11 protein-coding genes are annotated in these 13993 nt (G+C 60.7%); 2 read left to right on the top strand and 9 right to left on the bottom strand.

The annotated features are described in order from the left end of the window. Positions 1–24: 24 nt before the first annotated feature. Positions 25–363: a hypothetical protein gene (locus H7C19_RS26810; protein ID WP_313732011.1), complete on the bottom strand. Its 339-nt coding sequence runs from the start codon at positions 361–363 to the stop codon at positions 25–27. A 153-nt stretch (positions 364–516) separates the two neighbouring features. On the opposite strand from H7C19_RS26810, the gene H7C19_RS26805 reads away from it, so the two are divergent. Both H7C19_RS26805 and H7C19_RS26800 read left to right on the top strand, forming a co-directional pair. Beyond that, entirely contained in the window at positions 517–1857 is a 1341-nt protein-coding gene (locus H7C19_RS26805; protein ID WP_185672157.1) for a multi antimicrobial extrusion protein MatE, read from the top strand. Next, the gene (locus H7C19_RS26800) at positions 1854–3017 is read left to right on the top strand and encodes an MFS transporter (protein ID WP_185672156.1); all 1164 of its coding nucleotides are present in this window, start codon (positions 1854–1856) and stop codon (positions 3015–3017) included. The genes H7C19_RS26805 and H7C19_RS26800 overlap by 4 nt, the downstream gene beginning before the upstream one ends. 480 nt (positions 3018–3497) lie before the next feature. On the opposite strand, the gene H7C19_RS26795 is transcribed toward H7C19_RS26800, so the two are convergent. From H7C19_RS26795 to hisS, 8 genes are all read right to left on the bottom strand, one after another. Next, entirely contained in the window at positions 3498–4445 is a 948-nt protein-coding gene (locus H7C19_RS26795) for a transposase (RefSeq protein ID WP_221469498.1), read from the bottom strand. Positions 4446–4753: 308 nt separating this feature from the next. Beyond that, on the bottom strand, positions 4754–6094 hold the full coding sequence (locus tag H7C19_RS26790) for a hemolysin family protein (RefSeq protein ID WP_185672154.1): 1341 nt from the start codon (positions 6092–6094) through the stop codon (positions 4754–4756). A gap of 276 nt (positions 6095–6370) precedes the next feature. Beyond that, complete coding sequence (locus tag H7C19_RS26785) at positions 6371–7696, bottom strand: replication-associated recombination protein A (RefSeq protein ID WP_185672153.1); 1326 nt, start codon at positions 7694–7696, stop codon at positions 6371–6373. An 87-nt stretch (positions 7697–7783) separates the two neighbouring features. Continuing rightward, on the bottom strand, positions 7784–8821 hold the full coding sequence (locus H7C19_RS26780) for a CotH kinase family protein (RefSeq protein ID WP_221469497.1): 1038 nt from the start codon (positions 8819–8821) through the stop codon (positions 7784–7786). A gap of 223 nt (positions 8822–9044) precedes the next feature. Beyond that, positions 9045–9386, bottom strand: coding sequence for a hypothetical protein (locus tag H7C19_RS26775; protein WP_185672152.1), 342 nt, complete (start codon positions 9384–9386; stop codon positions 9045–9047). Positions 9387–9494: 108 nt separating this feature from the next. Then, the gene (locus H7C19_RS26770) at positions 9495–10259 is read right to left on the bottom strand and encodes a tRNA threonylcarbamoyladenosine dehydratase (RefSeq protein WP_185672151.1); all 765 of its coding nucleotides are present in this window, start codon (positions 10257–10259) and stop codon (positions 9495–9497) included. 124 nt (positions 10260–10383) lie between these two features. Continuing rightward, complete coding sequence (gene aspS, locus H7C19_RS26765; protein ID WP_185672150.1) at positions 10384–12219, bottom strand: aspartate--tRNA ligase; 1836 nt, start codon at positions 12217–12219, stop codon at positions 10384–10386. An 18-nt stretch (positions 12220–12237) separates the two neighbouring features. After that, on the bottom strand, positions 12238–13497 hold the full coding sequence (gene hisS, locus H7C19_RS26760) for a histidine--tRNA ligase (RefSeq protein WP_185672149.1): 1260 nt from the start codon (positions 13495–13497) through the stop codon (positions 12238–12240). Positions 13498–13993 lie beyond the last annotated feature (496 nt).

Below are 13993 nucleotides of genomic sequence, written 5' to 3'. Positions count from 1 at the left end.
GTACCTCCACCTGCTTCGCGACACTCAGCTGTGACGCTTGGTCTCATCTTCCATATCCTGTTGGGTGCGATACCAGATCTGCAGATCGTTGATCCGGCTCGCGAGCTCCGCGATCTCTCCGTTCAATCGGCAGGCGGCCTCGAAGTCCTCTTCCTCGTACAACGCGCCCTGCTTCGCCCGTATGACCGCTTCCGTGCGGAGGATGACGTCCGGGATCTGCCCCCGGATGATTTCCCATCGGGCGATGACGGCGGCTTGCCGCTCCGGGCTGCATTGCTCCCATGGCACGCTAAGCCGCGGCAGGTCGATGCCGAGTCGTTCGTCAGAAACGAACTGGTCCAGCAACCAACTCTCATTTTTCACCGAAAATCTCCTATTCAATCCTCGCGCGTTGCTTCAATCTCTAATTTATCATTTCGACCAAGCTAAATCCAGTTAAAAAGAATTAAAAACCGCCCTCCGCAAGGATCAGACCTGCTATAATAGCCGAGTACGAAGTAAGGGAGATGAACTTCATTGTCGGCACATCGCGAACCGGTCACGCTTGCGCGTCTTTTTCTGTTTTTCATCCCGCTCGGCGTCTCCGCCCTGCTGATCAACTTGTCCCACGTCATCATCAACGGCACGCTCGCCCGGGCCGACAACCCGGAGCTGATCATCGCCGGCTACGCGACCGCCATGAGCCTGCTCTCCGTCACCGAGCGGCCGGCGGTGCTGTTCCGGGAGACCTGCTCCGCCCTCGTGCGGGACCGCGTCTCGTACCGCGCGATCCTGAAGGTCGCCTTCATCGTCTTCGGCGGCTCGCTCGTCTTCGGCGGCATGATCGCCTACACGCCCGTCGGGCATTGGGTATTCCGAGGCGTCTACGGCGCGGAGGCGGAAGTGGCGGATGCGGCGGTCAACGTCTATCACGTCCTGATGTTCCTCAGCATCTTCTCCGGCATCCGCTGCCTGTTCCAAGGCGTCATTATCTATAAGATGCGCACGCGCTGGCTGACGATCGGCATGGTCTTCCGGCTGGCGGGCATGTTCCTGCTCTCGCAATATATCATTCACCAAGGGGTGACCAGCTCCCAGCAAGGCGCGGTTATCTTCGTGTTCGGCATGATGATCGAAGCCGCGATCAGCTGGATGGAAGGCCGCAGCCTCGCGCGCAAGCTGCCCGAGCGCTCGCCCGACTGCGAGGTGGAGCGGCCGAAGCAGATTCTGACTTTCTATAGCCCGCTGCTTTTCTCCTCGTTCATCGTGGTGTGGGTTCCGCCCATTCTGAACGCGCTGCTCGGGCATTCCGACCACGGCACGCTCGCCATCTCGTCGTATGCCGTGGCAGGCAGCATGATGAACCTGTGCTTGGGTTTTTTTACTTATTTCCACCAGATCGCCCTGCAATTCTACCGGACCGACCCGGGACAGGTGAGGCGGTTCGTCCTGCTCATGGGTTTCACCCCGGCGATCCTCGTCTCGACGCTCGCGTTCACGCCGGCCGGCCCCTGGATGCTCGTCCATCTGATCGGCGTAGAGGACCGCCTGCTCGACGCCAGTATCCACGCGCTGCGCGGATTCATCCCGTTCGTTCTCGTCTACCCGTGGCTGGACACGCTGAACGGGGTGATCCTCTCCCGGGGACAGACGAAGCTGATGTTCGGCTCGCAGACGGCGAACGCCATCCTGACGACCGTCTTGATCGTGACCTTGACGCTGGCCATTCCGAGTTGGACGGGCACGCTCGGATCGCTCTCCCAGTCCGGCGGCATCGTCGCGGAGCTGGCGCTGCTTGCTTGGCTCTATAGACGCACGTTGAAGCTCGAAGGCTGGAATGCCGGGCGCAGAACCTCTACAGGAGAATTGGACGCATGAAAAACACGAACCGGAACGCGATGCAGCTCGGCCTGCTTCGCACCCTGCATTTCGCCAATTACGCGACGCAAGCGTTGATCGTCACCTTCTTCCCGCTCTACTTCGACGATATCGGCTTCACCAAGCTGCAGATCGGAGCCGTCTACTCGATCGGACCGATGCTGTCCATCTTCGCCAACCTGCTCGCCGGCATCGCCAGCGACAAGTCCCGCGGCCTGCGCCGCGTCTTGAACCTGATCTTCCTAGGCCAGCTGATCGCGCTCGCCTTGCTGCTGCCTCAGCGCGAATTCACGCCGATCGCGGTGCTGATGGCGCTCTTCTACCTGTTCCAGACGCCCGTCAATTCGATGATGGACAGCATGACGCTGCTCGCGGCCAGCCGCATGAACCGCAGCTTCCCCTCCATCCGGATGTTCGGGTCGCTCGGGTTTGCCTTGTGCTCGCTCCTCTTCGGCCTCCTGCTCAAGCAGATCGGCTCCGACTGGACGCTATGGCTGGCGCTGGGCACGGTGCTGATCTCGCTGACGTTCTCGCTGCTCATCGCGGACTTCCAGACGAAGATGGGCAAGTTTCAGTTCGGCGGCCTGTGGACGATCCTCCGGCGCAAGGAGACCCTCATCTTCTTCGGGCTGGTCGCGCTCGTCTCCGTCGCCCACCGGATGAACGAAGGCTTCCTGGCCGTCGCCATGCGGCAGCTGGGCGCCAGCGACTCGCTCATCGGCGGCGCCTGGCTCGCTTCGGCGGCCAGCGAGATTCCGATCTTCTTCCTCTTGGCCAAGTTCGGCCACCGCTTCAAGGAGATTCCGCTGCTAGCGCTGGCGAGCGCCCTCTATATGGTGCGACTGGGCTTGCTGAGCTTCATTCACGAGCCGGCCTGGTTCGTCGTCATCCAGACGATGCATAGCGTGACGTTCGGCATCTACTACATCACCGCGCTGCGCTACCTGCAGTCGATCATCACCGACGACTTCCGCTCCTCCGGCCAAGCGCTGTTCGGCGTCGTCTGGACCGGCATCGCCGGCCTGATCGCAGGCACGATGGGCGGATGGCTCTACGACGCCTTCGGATTCGCCGCGGTGTTCCGCCTCGGATCGGGCTTCGCCCTAGCGGCCGCCGTCGGCTTTCTCTTCGTCCACTTCCGGCGCGCTTCATTGAATTAGCCTACAAGAGTAGCTCTTCGTGAGTGGGGGGCTACTCTTCATTTCCTCCTTTTGCACGATATCCCTTTCGCTCAGGAAGCAAGCGTTTCTGCGACCGTTATGAGAAAAGTTCCTTGAATGTGCACCTACATCGTTACTGCAACGCGTACTACTAAGTCTATGTACGACATCGTACGACTATCGGGCTGACTTCTACCGAATAGCTCCTTTGCACGAAATCCCCTTCGCTCAGGTGCGCTAGGTGCGCTCGTGTTCGCTCTAGTGTACTCGTGGGATCGGCCTATCGTGCGTATGCATACAGAATATCTCGAACAAGAATCGTTCGAAATCGTAAGATCAGGCTTTAATCTCAGACCCATACATAAGGCATTTTTTCAGGAGTTCACAGCGTTACACTTGTGTGGTTATTCACATTCGTTTGAGGATTTCTCATATGGGCAGATGCTCAAATATCGAGCTTTCATGAAGTAATGGAGGGCATTACGCGACAGCTCTGCCGTTAGCGATTCGTTGCGGCGTATGGAAATCACCGGCGGGATGTGAAAATGGCTTGCGTCGGGTCAACTGTCGATAGGTAATGGTTATGGTCTGCGCACAGAGTGCCGGAAGATTGTCCATCAACTCTCTTTTGCCGGCGGACAGGTTGGTACGATAACAGAATTCATCCAAATAGGCTTGCAGGTGCTTGGCTCCTATCCCTCGGAAGGTGGCGCTGAGCCAGCGAAAAGCTTGCCGGCACATGAGGGCAAGCGCAACGCAATATTGCTTCGATGGACGCGGCGTAATCACCACCGAAATAGGGTTCGAAGCCACATGCTGCGTTGCAAAATGCTCTCCTGCAGCACGATCCGGAAAGCGGGACCTGCAGAAACCGCGTCCAACTTGCCTCATCACGATCTTCTCGACTTTCCCTTCGTCATCCATCTCCGCGCCCGCGATAATTGGCTGATCCTTCTCGTGCGGAACGAGACTGGAAAGGTAAGGAGAGCCCGTGTACATGTCGTTTTGTATATGAATATGGGCTGCTAGCAGGACGCGCCCGTTGGCATGCATCATGGCGTGACGCAGTTTGTGATTGATCAGCCAGGCCGTCTTGTACGTCACGCAAATCCGTTCCATCAATTCTGTCGCGCTCACGCCAAGGGACATGAGTTGCATGGCTTGGAACCATTTGCAAAGCGGCGTCCGCGTACATTCCATGATGGTGCCGGCGATCAGCGAAGTCTGGTGCGTACAATGTCGGCATTCAAATAGCGGATGCTGTCGCGTGCGGATGAGGTAGTAATCCGGGTGTGCGCATATCGGGCAACGAAAGCCGCTCGGCCACTTCGCTCGAAATAACGCAAGCGCGCAAGCTTCTTCCGTCTGGTACGTCTCCTCGACTTCGCGGAGCTGGATGTACACTTCGATTCCTCCAAACAAGAACATTTGTTCCTATTTCGAGTATGAAGAACATTCGATCTCTTGTCAAGAAAAAAATGAGGAAAGGAATTTCCTGAGTGAATGGGATATCGTGCAAAAGGAAAATGGAGCGATTATGAACCGCTGGCGCGTGGTAATAATTGGTTTTTCACGAATGACGTTTGCTGAATCAGCACCATACGAAAAAGGCGGTCCCGAATGGCGCTGATGCTGCGCGCGGAACCGCCTGACTAAGATAGAATAGCATGACGCGAAAAGGAGTGATGCAGAGGGAAAATCTCCAAGTCGATCCTAATCGCCCCGGATCTGACTGATTAGCCGGAAGCGGCTTGCGGCTCTTCCCAGTCGACGGGCTCCTCCCGGATGACGGAGATGCGGGATACCCGAAGATGGTCCGTCTCTTCGATGACGAAGCGAATGCCGCCCTCGTGCTCGACCGTCTGGTACTTCTTCGGCGGAATCTCGATCTGGGAGTACATCCAGCCGCCGATCGTATCGTAATCATCCGTAGGGATATCGAGCCCGAAGAAGCTGTTCACCTCTTCGATCAGCATCATGCCGCTGATCGAGTAAGTGCGTTCGTCCCTGCGCTCCACATCCGGACGCTCTTCGTCGAATTCGTCTTGAATCTCGCCTACGATCTCTTCCATGATGTCCTCCAACGTCACGAGGCCGGCCGTACCGCCGTATTCGTCGATGAGGATGGCGATTTGGGTCTTCCTCTTCTGCATGAGCTTCAGCAGGGCGCTGATCGGCATGCTCTCCGGTACGGTCGTCATCGGACGGAGCAGATCGCGAATATCGTGAATGGTATTATCGGATACTTTGAGCAGGTCTTTGATGTGGACGAAGCCGATGATGTTGTCCTTGTCGTTGTCGCATACCGGATATCGCGTATGCATCTCCTTCAGGGCGATCGCCTTGTTGTCTTCGAACGAGAGGTTGCCGTAGAGGCAGATCATCTCGGTTCGCGGGATCATGATCTCGCGGGAGTTGGTCTCCGCGAATTCGAAGATATTGTCCACCAGCGTGAGCTCCGTATTGTCGATCAGGCCGCTCTTGTGGCTCTCCTTCATCAGGATGCGGATCTCCTCTTCGGTGTGGGCGGAGGAGGACTCCGATGCCGGCGCGATGCCGAATACCTTCAGCAGCTGGTTGGCCAACCCGTTCAGGAGCCAGATGAACGGGCTCATGATCTTGCGGAACAGCACGAGCGGCGCGGCCGTCCAGAGCGTGATCGTCTCCGCCTGGCGGATGGCGAACGTCTTCGGCGCAAGCTCGCCCAGCACGATATGCAGGACGGTAATGAACGTGAAGGCAATCACGAAGGATAGAGGATGAATCCAGCTCTCCGGCAGATGCAGGGACGAGAACAGCGGGGTGAGCACGTCTGCGACCGCCGGTTCCCCGATCCAGCCGAGGCCTAGGGACGCCAGCGTAATGCCCAGTTGGCAGGCGGATAGATACGCGTCGAGATGGTTCGTCAGGTGAGAGGCATAGCGCGCCCGCTTGTTTCCTTCCTGCACCAACGTGTCGATGCGGGTTCCGCGCACCTTGACCATCGCGAATTCGGCCGCCACGAAGAAGCCGTTCAGAAACACAAGCAGCAATACCAAGACCAAGTTCACGACTAGCGGAAAAGGGTCACCGTCCAAATCGTCCCTACTTCCCGAGCGGAAAGTAGGTGCACCTCCTTTAGTGTCACGCAGATAAAATATGGTAAAATGTTGAAACTCCTCGCTTTATTCTAGCTTAGACGTTTTGCCCCCTAGCGTCAAACGGCGGTTCGGGCCGTAATCGGCCGTAGTATCCATCTGTATTCGCCTCCACCCGATTTCGATGCGGATTTTTGGCCGGAACGGCCTCATATTCCGAATTTAGCGCCTTTAACGGCGTTGACTGACCCCATCAGCCTGTACTCGCCGTGCCCGCTAGCTGTCTCCGCGCGCCTTCGTCCGCTTGCGCTTGTCCTGATTCTGGCGAATCCGGTCCTCCATGCCCTGAGCGGTCGCCTCGTAGAACGACCGATCCTTCAGCTTGTCCGGCAAATACTGCTGTTCCACGTAGTGCCCCGGATAGTCGTGCGGATAGCGGTAGCCGACGTGCCCGAGCTTCTTCGCCCCGCCGTAGTGCCCATCGCGCAAATGAAGCGGCACCTCGGCCGACTTCGTCTCCTCGAACGACGCCATGATCTTCCCGATCGCGACGGCGACGGCGTTGGACTTCGGACTCTCGACCGCGAACAGAATCGCTTGGGCGACGATATACTTCGCTTCGGGCCAGCCGATCCGATGGTAGGCCTCCATCGCGCTCACCGCCTGCACCATCGCTTGCGGATTCGCAAGGCCGATATCCTCGCTGCAAGCGACCGTGAGGCGGCGCAGGAACGTCATCGGATCCATCCCCAGCTTCTCGACCGCGTACAGAAACCAATACAAAGCGGCGTCGCTCGACCCCCGGATACTCTTGTGGAAGGCGGACAGCACGTCGTACTGGGTGGACTCGTCCGCCTGCACGGTCGGTTGGCGGATCGACTCTTCGGCGATCTCGAGCGTCACGACGACCGAGCCGTCGGGCTCCGACGGCGTCGTCACCGCCGCGAGCTCGAGCGCCGTGAGCGCGCGGCGGATGTCGCCGTTCGCCATGGCCGCGATATGCGCGAGCGCCTCTTCCTCTACCCGCAGCTTCATGAAGGCCAGCCCCTTCGCCGGATCGGCGAGCGCCCGCCGCATCGCGAGGAGCGAATGCTCCTTCGTCAGCGCGTTCAGCCGGAACAGCGTGGAGCGCGACAACAGCGCCCCGTTGACCGAATGGTATGGGTTCTCCGTCGTCGCGCCGATGAAGACGATGATCCCCTTCTCGACGGCCGGCAGCAGGGCGTCCTGCCGCGCGCTGTTGAAGCGGTGCACCTCGTCGAGAAAGAGGATCGTCTTGCGTCCGTACATGCTCTTGTTCCGTTCGGCCTGCTCGATGACGTCGCGGACGTCCTTCACGGAGGCGTCGACCGCGTTCAGACGGACGAAGTCCCCTTCGGTCCGCTTCGAGATGATGTGGGCGAGCGTCGTCTTCCCGGATCCCGGCGGACCGAACAGCAGGATCGACGTCACGGCGTCTCCCTCGATCGCGCGCCGGAGCAGCTTGCCCGGACCTACGATATGTTCCTGACCGATATATTCGTCTAACGATTCCGGCCGCATGCGGTCGGCCAGCAGCCTGGCCCTCGGCTGCGACTCCTCGCCGAAGCTGAACAAATCCATCGTTCTCCCGTCCTTTCCTTTCTCCCATCATAGCAGAATCGGGACCCGACAGAAAGAAGAGAGGAACGTACGTTCCGCATTCGGCTGCTACATTCGCTTGATCGCCCGAGCGATGATCGCCCTTCGTTCCCCGATATAGTCGCGGATGACGCTCAATTCGCCCTGAAATTCGGAGTACGTCCATTTGCGCGAGACATCCCTTCTATAATAAGGGGCGATGCTCCCGTGCAGCTCGGCGGCCACGGGCATGATCTGCTTCTCCGCGAACCCGGTCGCGAGCGCCCGCTTGAGGATCGCCTTGTACCGCTGCCCGTTGGCCTTGCGCTCCAAGAGCTTGTCGGTCAAATGGTTATACCCGGTGACGGCCACCAAGTCGCTGCTGACGATCCGTCCGTAGCAATTGCGGCCCCACGTCCCCTCGTAATCCCACGGCACCATTCTCCACTTGCCGCTCGCGCGGTGCCGGTAGATGGCGTAGTTCTGCTCGAAACCGTCGTAGTTGCCGGTCAGGACGGCTCCGGCCAGCCACTTCAAATAATTGTCGACGTCCAGATGCCGGCTCAGGAAGGCGGCGGAACGGGCGCGCTTTTGAAGATGCATCCCTTTGATGAATGCCGCCAAGCGCTTCTTCTCCTCTTGGCCTCCGTATTGATGCTCGTAGCCGATTAGCGGATTATCGGTCGATGGCATGCGAAAGTCGGCCTGTTCGTTGACCCCGTAGAACAGCGAGCGCGTCCCGATGCCCCTGCGGCGGAAAAACCCCCGTTCCACCGCTTCGATCTCCAGGTAGATCCCGAGCGGGACGCCGTTGCGGACCAGGAGCACATGCTTCGTGCGGGGACTCGGCAGCCCCAGCCGTTCGATGAACCAGAACGACAAGGCGTTGCGGATCATCGAAGGATCGTCGAACTCGGCATTGTAATGAAACGTCTGTCCTTGACGGACGACTTCATAGGAGCGTTTGGGATACTCCCGCGTATGTCCGCCCCGATATCGGATCTGGACGGGGACCGTATCCCCGTTCGTGCTCAATGAGCCGCTTGCATATTGGTCCTTCCACAGATTCCGCTCCATCTTCTCGGCTTCCGATTCAGCGATCAGGAGGTTTCTTACGGGGATGTTCATGCCGATCTTCCGCCCTTCGTGGGATGGCAGTCGTGATTAACGCCTTACCAACGTATGCCCGGCAGGCAAACGCGGAAACGGCGAATGTCACGGCGGTCAACCCTTCGCCGGTTCCCGCTGAGGCCCGTGCGATGGGTTGGACGAGCCCCGCGGACGCGTTCCCCCAACCAAAACAAAACCGCCCCGAAGGGCGGTTGCAGCGCCGGAACGCGCGGAAGTCGTCTTATCTTCTCCGACCGTAGGTACGGGGGCCGGTCGCACGGGAACGTCCGCGGCGCCGCGGAGCGCCCGAATGGGCTTCCTCGCCGGCCGGGCGCCCGGATGCGAGGGCGCCCATCGGTTCGATCGGTCCGATCGACCATTCGGCGGGATCCAGCGGACCGAAGCCGTCCAGGCGCAGGATCGAATCCTTTTCCCAGTCCAGCCCCGGAAGTCGTCCCCACCCTCCGCTACGATGCTCGTGTTCTTCGGCCTCTGCGCCGGCCGGGACGCGCTTGGATTTGCGACGGCGTTTGCCCGATCCGTGCTTGCCGCCGCGGATGCTCGCTCTAGACAGTCTGCTCATTTGCACTACACCTCCAGAATCGCAGGGATGGTCTAGTGTATGAAGGACAATCGCGGAGTGACAGGGACAGAAGCACAGATTTGGCGGAGACCCGCCGTTCCTTCGCGCTTAGGTCGAAGAGGCGGCTTTGCCCCGCTCCAGCAGTTCCCGGAAGACGACGCTGACCATGATGAGACCGGCGACGGGCGGGACGAAGGCGTTGCTGGAAGGCGGCTGCTGGGCTTTGCGGATCTCTTTGGGCGCGGTGTCGGGCACGATCCGCTGCGTGACGTCTTCGAGCGGCTTGATGGGCTCTTCCGTCGAGAAGACGACTTTAACGCCTTTCTTGATGCCTTCCTTGCGCAGCTTCGTACGGATCACCCGGGCGATCGGGTCGACGGTCGTCTTGGAGATGTCCGCGACCTGGAACCGGCTCGGATCCATCTTGTTCGCCGCGCCCATGCTGGAGATGATCGGGATCTTCCGTTCCAGGCACTGCTTGATGAGATGGATCTTGTACGAGATCGTGTCGGAGGCGTCGATCACGTAGTCGAGCGGATATTTGAACAGCTCCTCGTACGTCTCCTCCGTATAGAACATCCGGAGCGCGATCGCGTCGCAGTCCGGGTTGATGAGCTTGATGCGCTCCCGCATCAGCTCGGCCTTCGGCTGGCCGACCGTCGTCGTCAGCGCGTGGATCTGCCGGTTCACGTTCGTGATATCGACGACGTCCTTGTCGATCAGGATGATCCGGCCGATGCCCGACCGCGCCAGCGCTTCGGCCGCGATCCCGCCGACGCCGCCGATGCCGAGCACCGCGACGGTGCTGCCCTTCAGAATATCCAGCCCCTCGGGGCCGATCGCGAGCTCCGTTCTGGAGAACTGGTGCAACATAGGTTCAACCGTCCTTCTCTCGTAATGGACAACATGCCCCGCTCCGCGAAGGCCGCTCCGCGCCAGCCGGCGCGGCAGCGGCCATGCGGGCGGGGCATGCCGTCATTCAGGTGTCAGATACCGCTCAGGATTGCGCAGCCGGCTCTGCCGCGTCGGTATTGTCGGACGGCGCGGCGGCCTTGGCTTGCGCGGCGATCGCTTTGGCGGACAGTCGGATGTGCAGATCCTCGAGCTGGCGTTCGGTGACGGCCGACGGCGCGTCGCTCAGCAGGTCGGTCGCGCTGGCCGTCTTCGGGAACGCGATCGTCTCGCGCAGGTTGGTGCGGCCGGTGAGCAGCATGACAAGCCGGTCCAGACCGAACGCGATGCCGCCGTGCGGCGGCGTGCCGTACTCGAAGGCGTCCATGAAGAAGCCGAACTTCTCCTTGGCTTCCTCGAGCGAGAAACCGAGCGCTTGGAACATCTTCTCCTGCACGTCGCGGCGGTAGATCCGCATCGAGCCGCCGCCGACTTCGTAGCCGTTCAGCACGATGTCGTACGCTTGCGCGCGGATCGCGCCCGGATCGGTATCGAACAGCGGCAGATCTTCCTCGCGCGGACGGGTGAACGGATGATGCTCGGCCACCCAGCGCTTGCCTTCCTCGTCCCAGCCGAGCAGCGGGAAGTCGACGACCCAGAGGAACTTGTACTTGCTGTTGTCGATAAGGCCCAGATCCTTGCCGACCTTCAGACGCAGGTTGCCCATGACGTCGGCGGCCGTCTTCAGCTTGTCGGCGGAGAAGCAGAGCAGGTCGCCTTCTTCCACGCCCAGACGTTCGGTAAGGGCGGCGATCTCTTCCGGCTTGAAGAACTTGACGATCGGTCCCTTCCACTCGCCGTCCTTCACGGTGATCCAGGCGATGCCTTTGCCGCCGTAGCGGGCCGCGAACGGCTGGAGATCGTCCAGCTCCTTGCGGCTCCAGCTGGCGCAGCCTTTGGCGTTGAGCGCCTTGACGACGCCGCCTGCGCCGGCGACGGAGGCGAACACCTTGACGTCGCTGCTCTTGACGATATCGGTCACGTCTTCGATCTCGAGGCCGAAGCGCAGGTCCGGCTTGTCGGAGCCGTACTTGTGGATGGCGTCATGGTAGGTAAGCCGTTGGAACGGCGTAGGGATCTCCGCGCCGATCGTCTCGCGGAACAGGCGCGCCATGAGCTCTTCCATCATCGCGAGCAGCTGCTCTTGGGAGAGGAACGACGTCTCGATGTCCACCTGCGTGAATTCCGGCTGGCGGTCGGCACGAAGGTCTTCATCGCGGAAGCAGCGCGCGACTTGGTAGTAACGCTCAAGGCCGCCGACCATGAGCAGCTGCTTGAATAGCTGCGGCGATTGCGGCAGCGCGAAGAATTCGCCTGGATGCACGCGGCTCGGCACGAGGTAGTCCCGCGCGCCTTCGGGCGTGCTGAGCGTCAGGATCGGCGTCTCGACGTCGATGAAGCCGTTGTCGTCCAGGAAGTCGCGGAATACTTTTGTTGCCTTGGAGCGCAGCCACAGCGTCTTCTGCATCTCAGGGCGCCGCAGATCCAGGTAGCGGTATTTGAGGCGGAGCGATTCGTCCACTTCGACGCCGTCTTCGATCGGGAACGGAGGCGTCTTGGCTGTATTGACGATCTCGACTTCCTCGACTTGCACTTCGATCTCGCCCGTGGCGAGGTTCGGGTTGTACGTCTCCGCGTCGCGTTCGACGACCTTGCCCTTCACCGCCAGCACGTACTCGTTGCGGGCGCGGCTGCCCAGCTCCAGCGCGGAGCCGGAGAAGTCCGGATTGAAGACGATCTGCACGATGCCGCTGCGATCGCGCAAGTCGATGAACAGAATGCCGCCGAAGTCGCGCCAGCCTTGCACCCATCCGTTGAGGACGACCGTCTGGCCGACCTGATCTTTCGTTAATTTACCGCCGTCATGCGTTTTGAGCATCATCTTGTTTGTCCCCTTTTCCTATTCGTTAATGAGCGCACGAACCGTCTCCGCCAGCTCGGCGAGCGGCACTTGGCGCTGCGCTTGCGTGGACAGCTCCTTGAGCGCGATCTCTCCGCGATCCAGCTCGTCGTCGCCGAGGATGGCCGCGTAGCGGGCTCCCGCGCGTTCGGCGGCTTTGAACAGCGCCTTCATCTTGCGGCCTTGATAGTCCATCTCCACCGCGAGTCCCGCATCCCGCCATGCCTGCGCGAGACCCGGCGCCGCGCGTTCCGCGCGCTCGCCCAACGCGATGAGGTAGACGTCGACGGACGCGTCTGCGGCCGGCTTGGCGTCCTGGCTCTCCAGGAGGAGCAGCGTGCGCTCCAAGCCGAGGCCGAGGCCGACGCCGGGACGGTCATCCCCGCCGATGTCCGCCACGAGGCCGTTGTAGCGGCCGCCGCCGCCGATCGTATCGATCGCGCCGATGCCCTGCGCCTTGTACTCGAACGCGGTGTGCGTGTAGTAGTCGAGGCCGCGGACGAGACGCGGATTGATCCGGTACGGGATCTTCATCGCGTCCAGGTATTCGCGCACCCGCGAGAAGTGCGTCTCGCAGGCCTCGTCCAGGCTGTCCAGGATCGACGGAGCGCCGTCGAACTTGCCTTGGTCGATCTTGCAATCGAGCACCCGCAGCGGATTGCGCTCCATGCGCGCCTGGCAGTCCTTGCACAAACTCTCCTTCATCGGCAGCAGGAAGTCCAACAGCTTCGCGCGGAACGCCGCGCGCACCTCCGGCGTGCCGACCGAGTTGACCTCGACCGTCACGTCGCGCAGCCCGACTTCCTTGTAGAAGGCGTAGCCGAGCGCGATGACTTCGGCATCCAGCGCCGGATCCTCCGATCCGATCGCCTCGACGCCGAATTGATGGAATTGCCGGTAGCGGCCCGCCTGCGCGCGCTCATACCGGAACATCGGGCCGATGTAATACAGCTTCGAGATGTCGGGTTCGCCGTATAGCTTGTTCTCGACGTAGGCGCGGACGACGCCGGCCGTCCCCTCGGGACGCAAGGTCATGCTGCGGTGTCCCCGGTCCTCGAACGTATACATTTCTTTCTCGACGATATCGGTCGTCTCGCCTACGCCGCGCTTGAACAGATCGGTCGCTTCGAAGATCGGCGTGCGGATCTCGCGGAAGCGGTAGCGCCGGCATACTTCTCTGGCGGTCTTCTCGACGAACTGCCACAATTCGGCATTGCCCGGGAGCACGTCCTGCGTGCCCGGCGGTTTTTGAAAGGCCATCTGTCCCCACCCTTTCTACGCTTCATATCCCTGTGCGGGCGGCTGATCCCCGCGAGTTAACACGGAGCCTTTTCCGGTACGCAAAAAAAGCCCCCGTCCTCAACCGCATCTCTGCAGTCGGGGACGAGAGCCTGTCTCCTGCTCCCGCGGTGCCACCCGTCATTCGATCGCCTTGCGCCGCCTATCCGGCCGCGCGCGATCGCGCTTCATTCGGTTAACGCCCGACGGACGCCCCGTCGCTACTGGCGCTGCCGGCATGCGGCAGCCGTTCGCGCGAGGTTCTCGGGGAGGTCGTTCGTCCGGTCATCGGCGGAAAGCTTGCAGCCTGAAGGCTTTCCTCTCTGGAGACGTGGGGCCGGAGTACTCGTTCCCGTCATCGAATCGATTGGCTGATTACAATTGTTCCATATTATAATACGCCGCCAAGGCCCATGTCAATCCGCCCCGCGGCCGCCCCCTGGCGCCAAGAAAATAACCTGCCGATCATTCCGACAGG

The organism is Cohnella nanjingensis (assembly GCF_014212125.1).
Lineage (GTDB): Bacteria > Bacillota > Bacilli > Paenibacillales > Paenibacillaceae > Cohnella > Cohnella nanjingensis.
The sequence above is the reverse complement of the archived record's forward strand: the minus strand, read 5'-3'. Positions and strand labels throughout refer to the sequence as shown.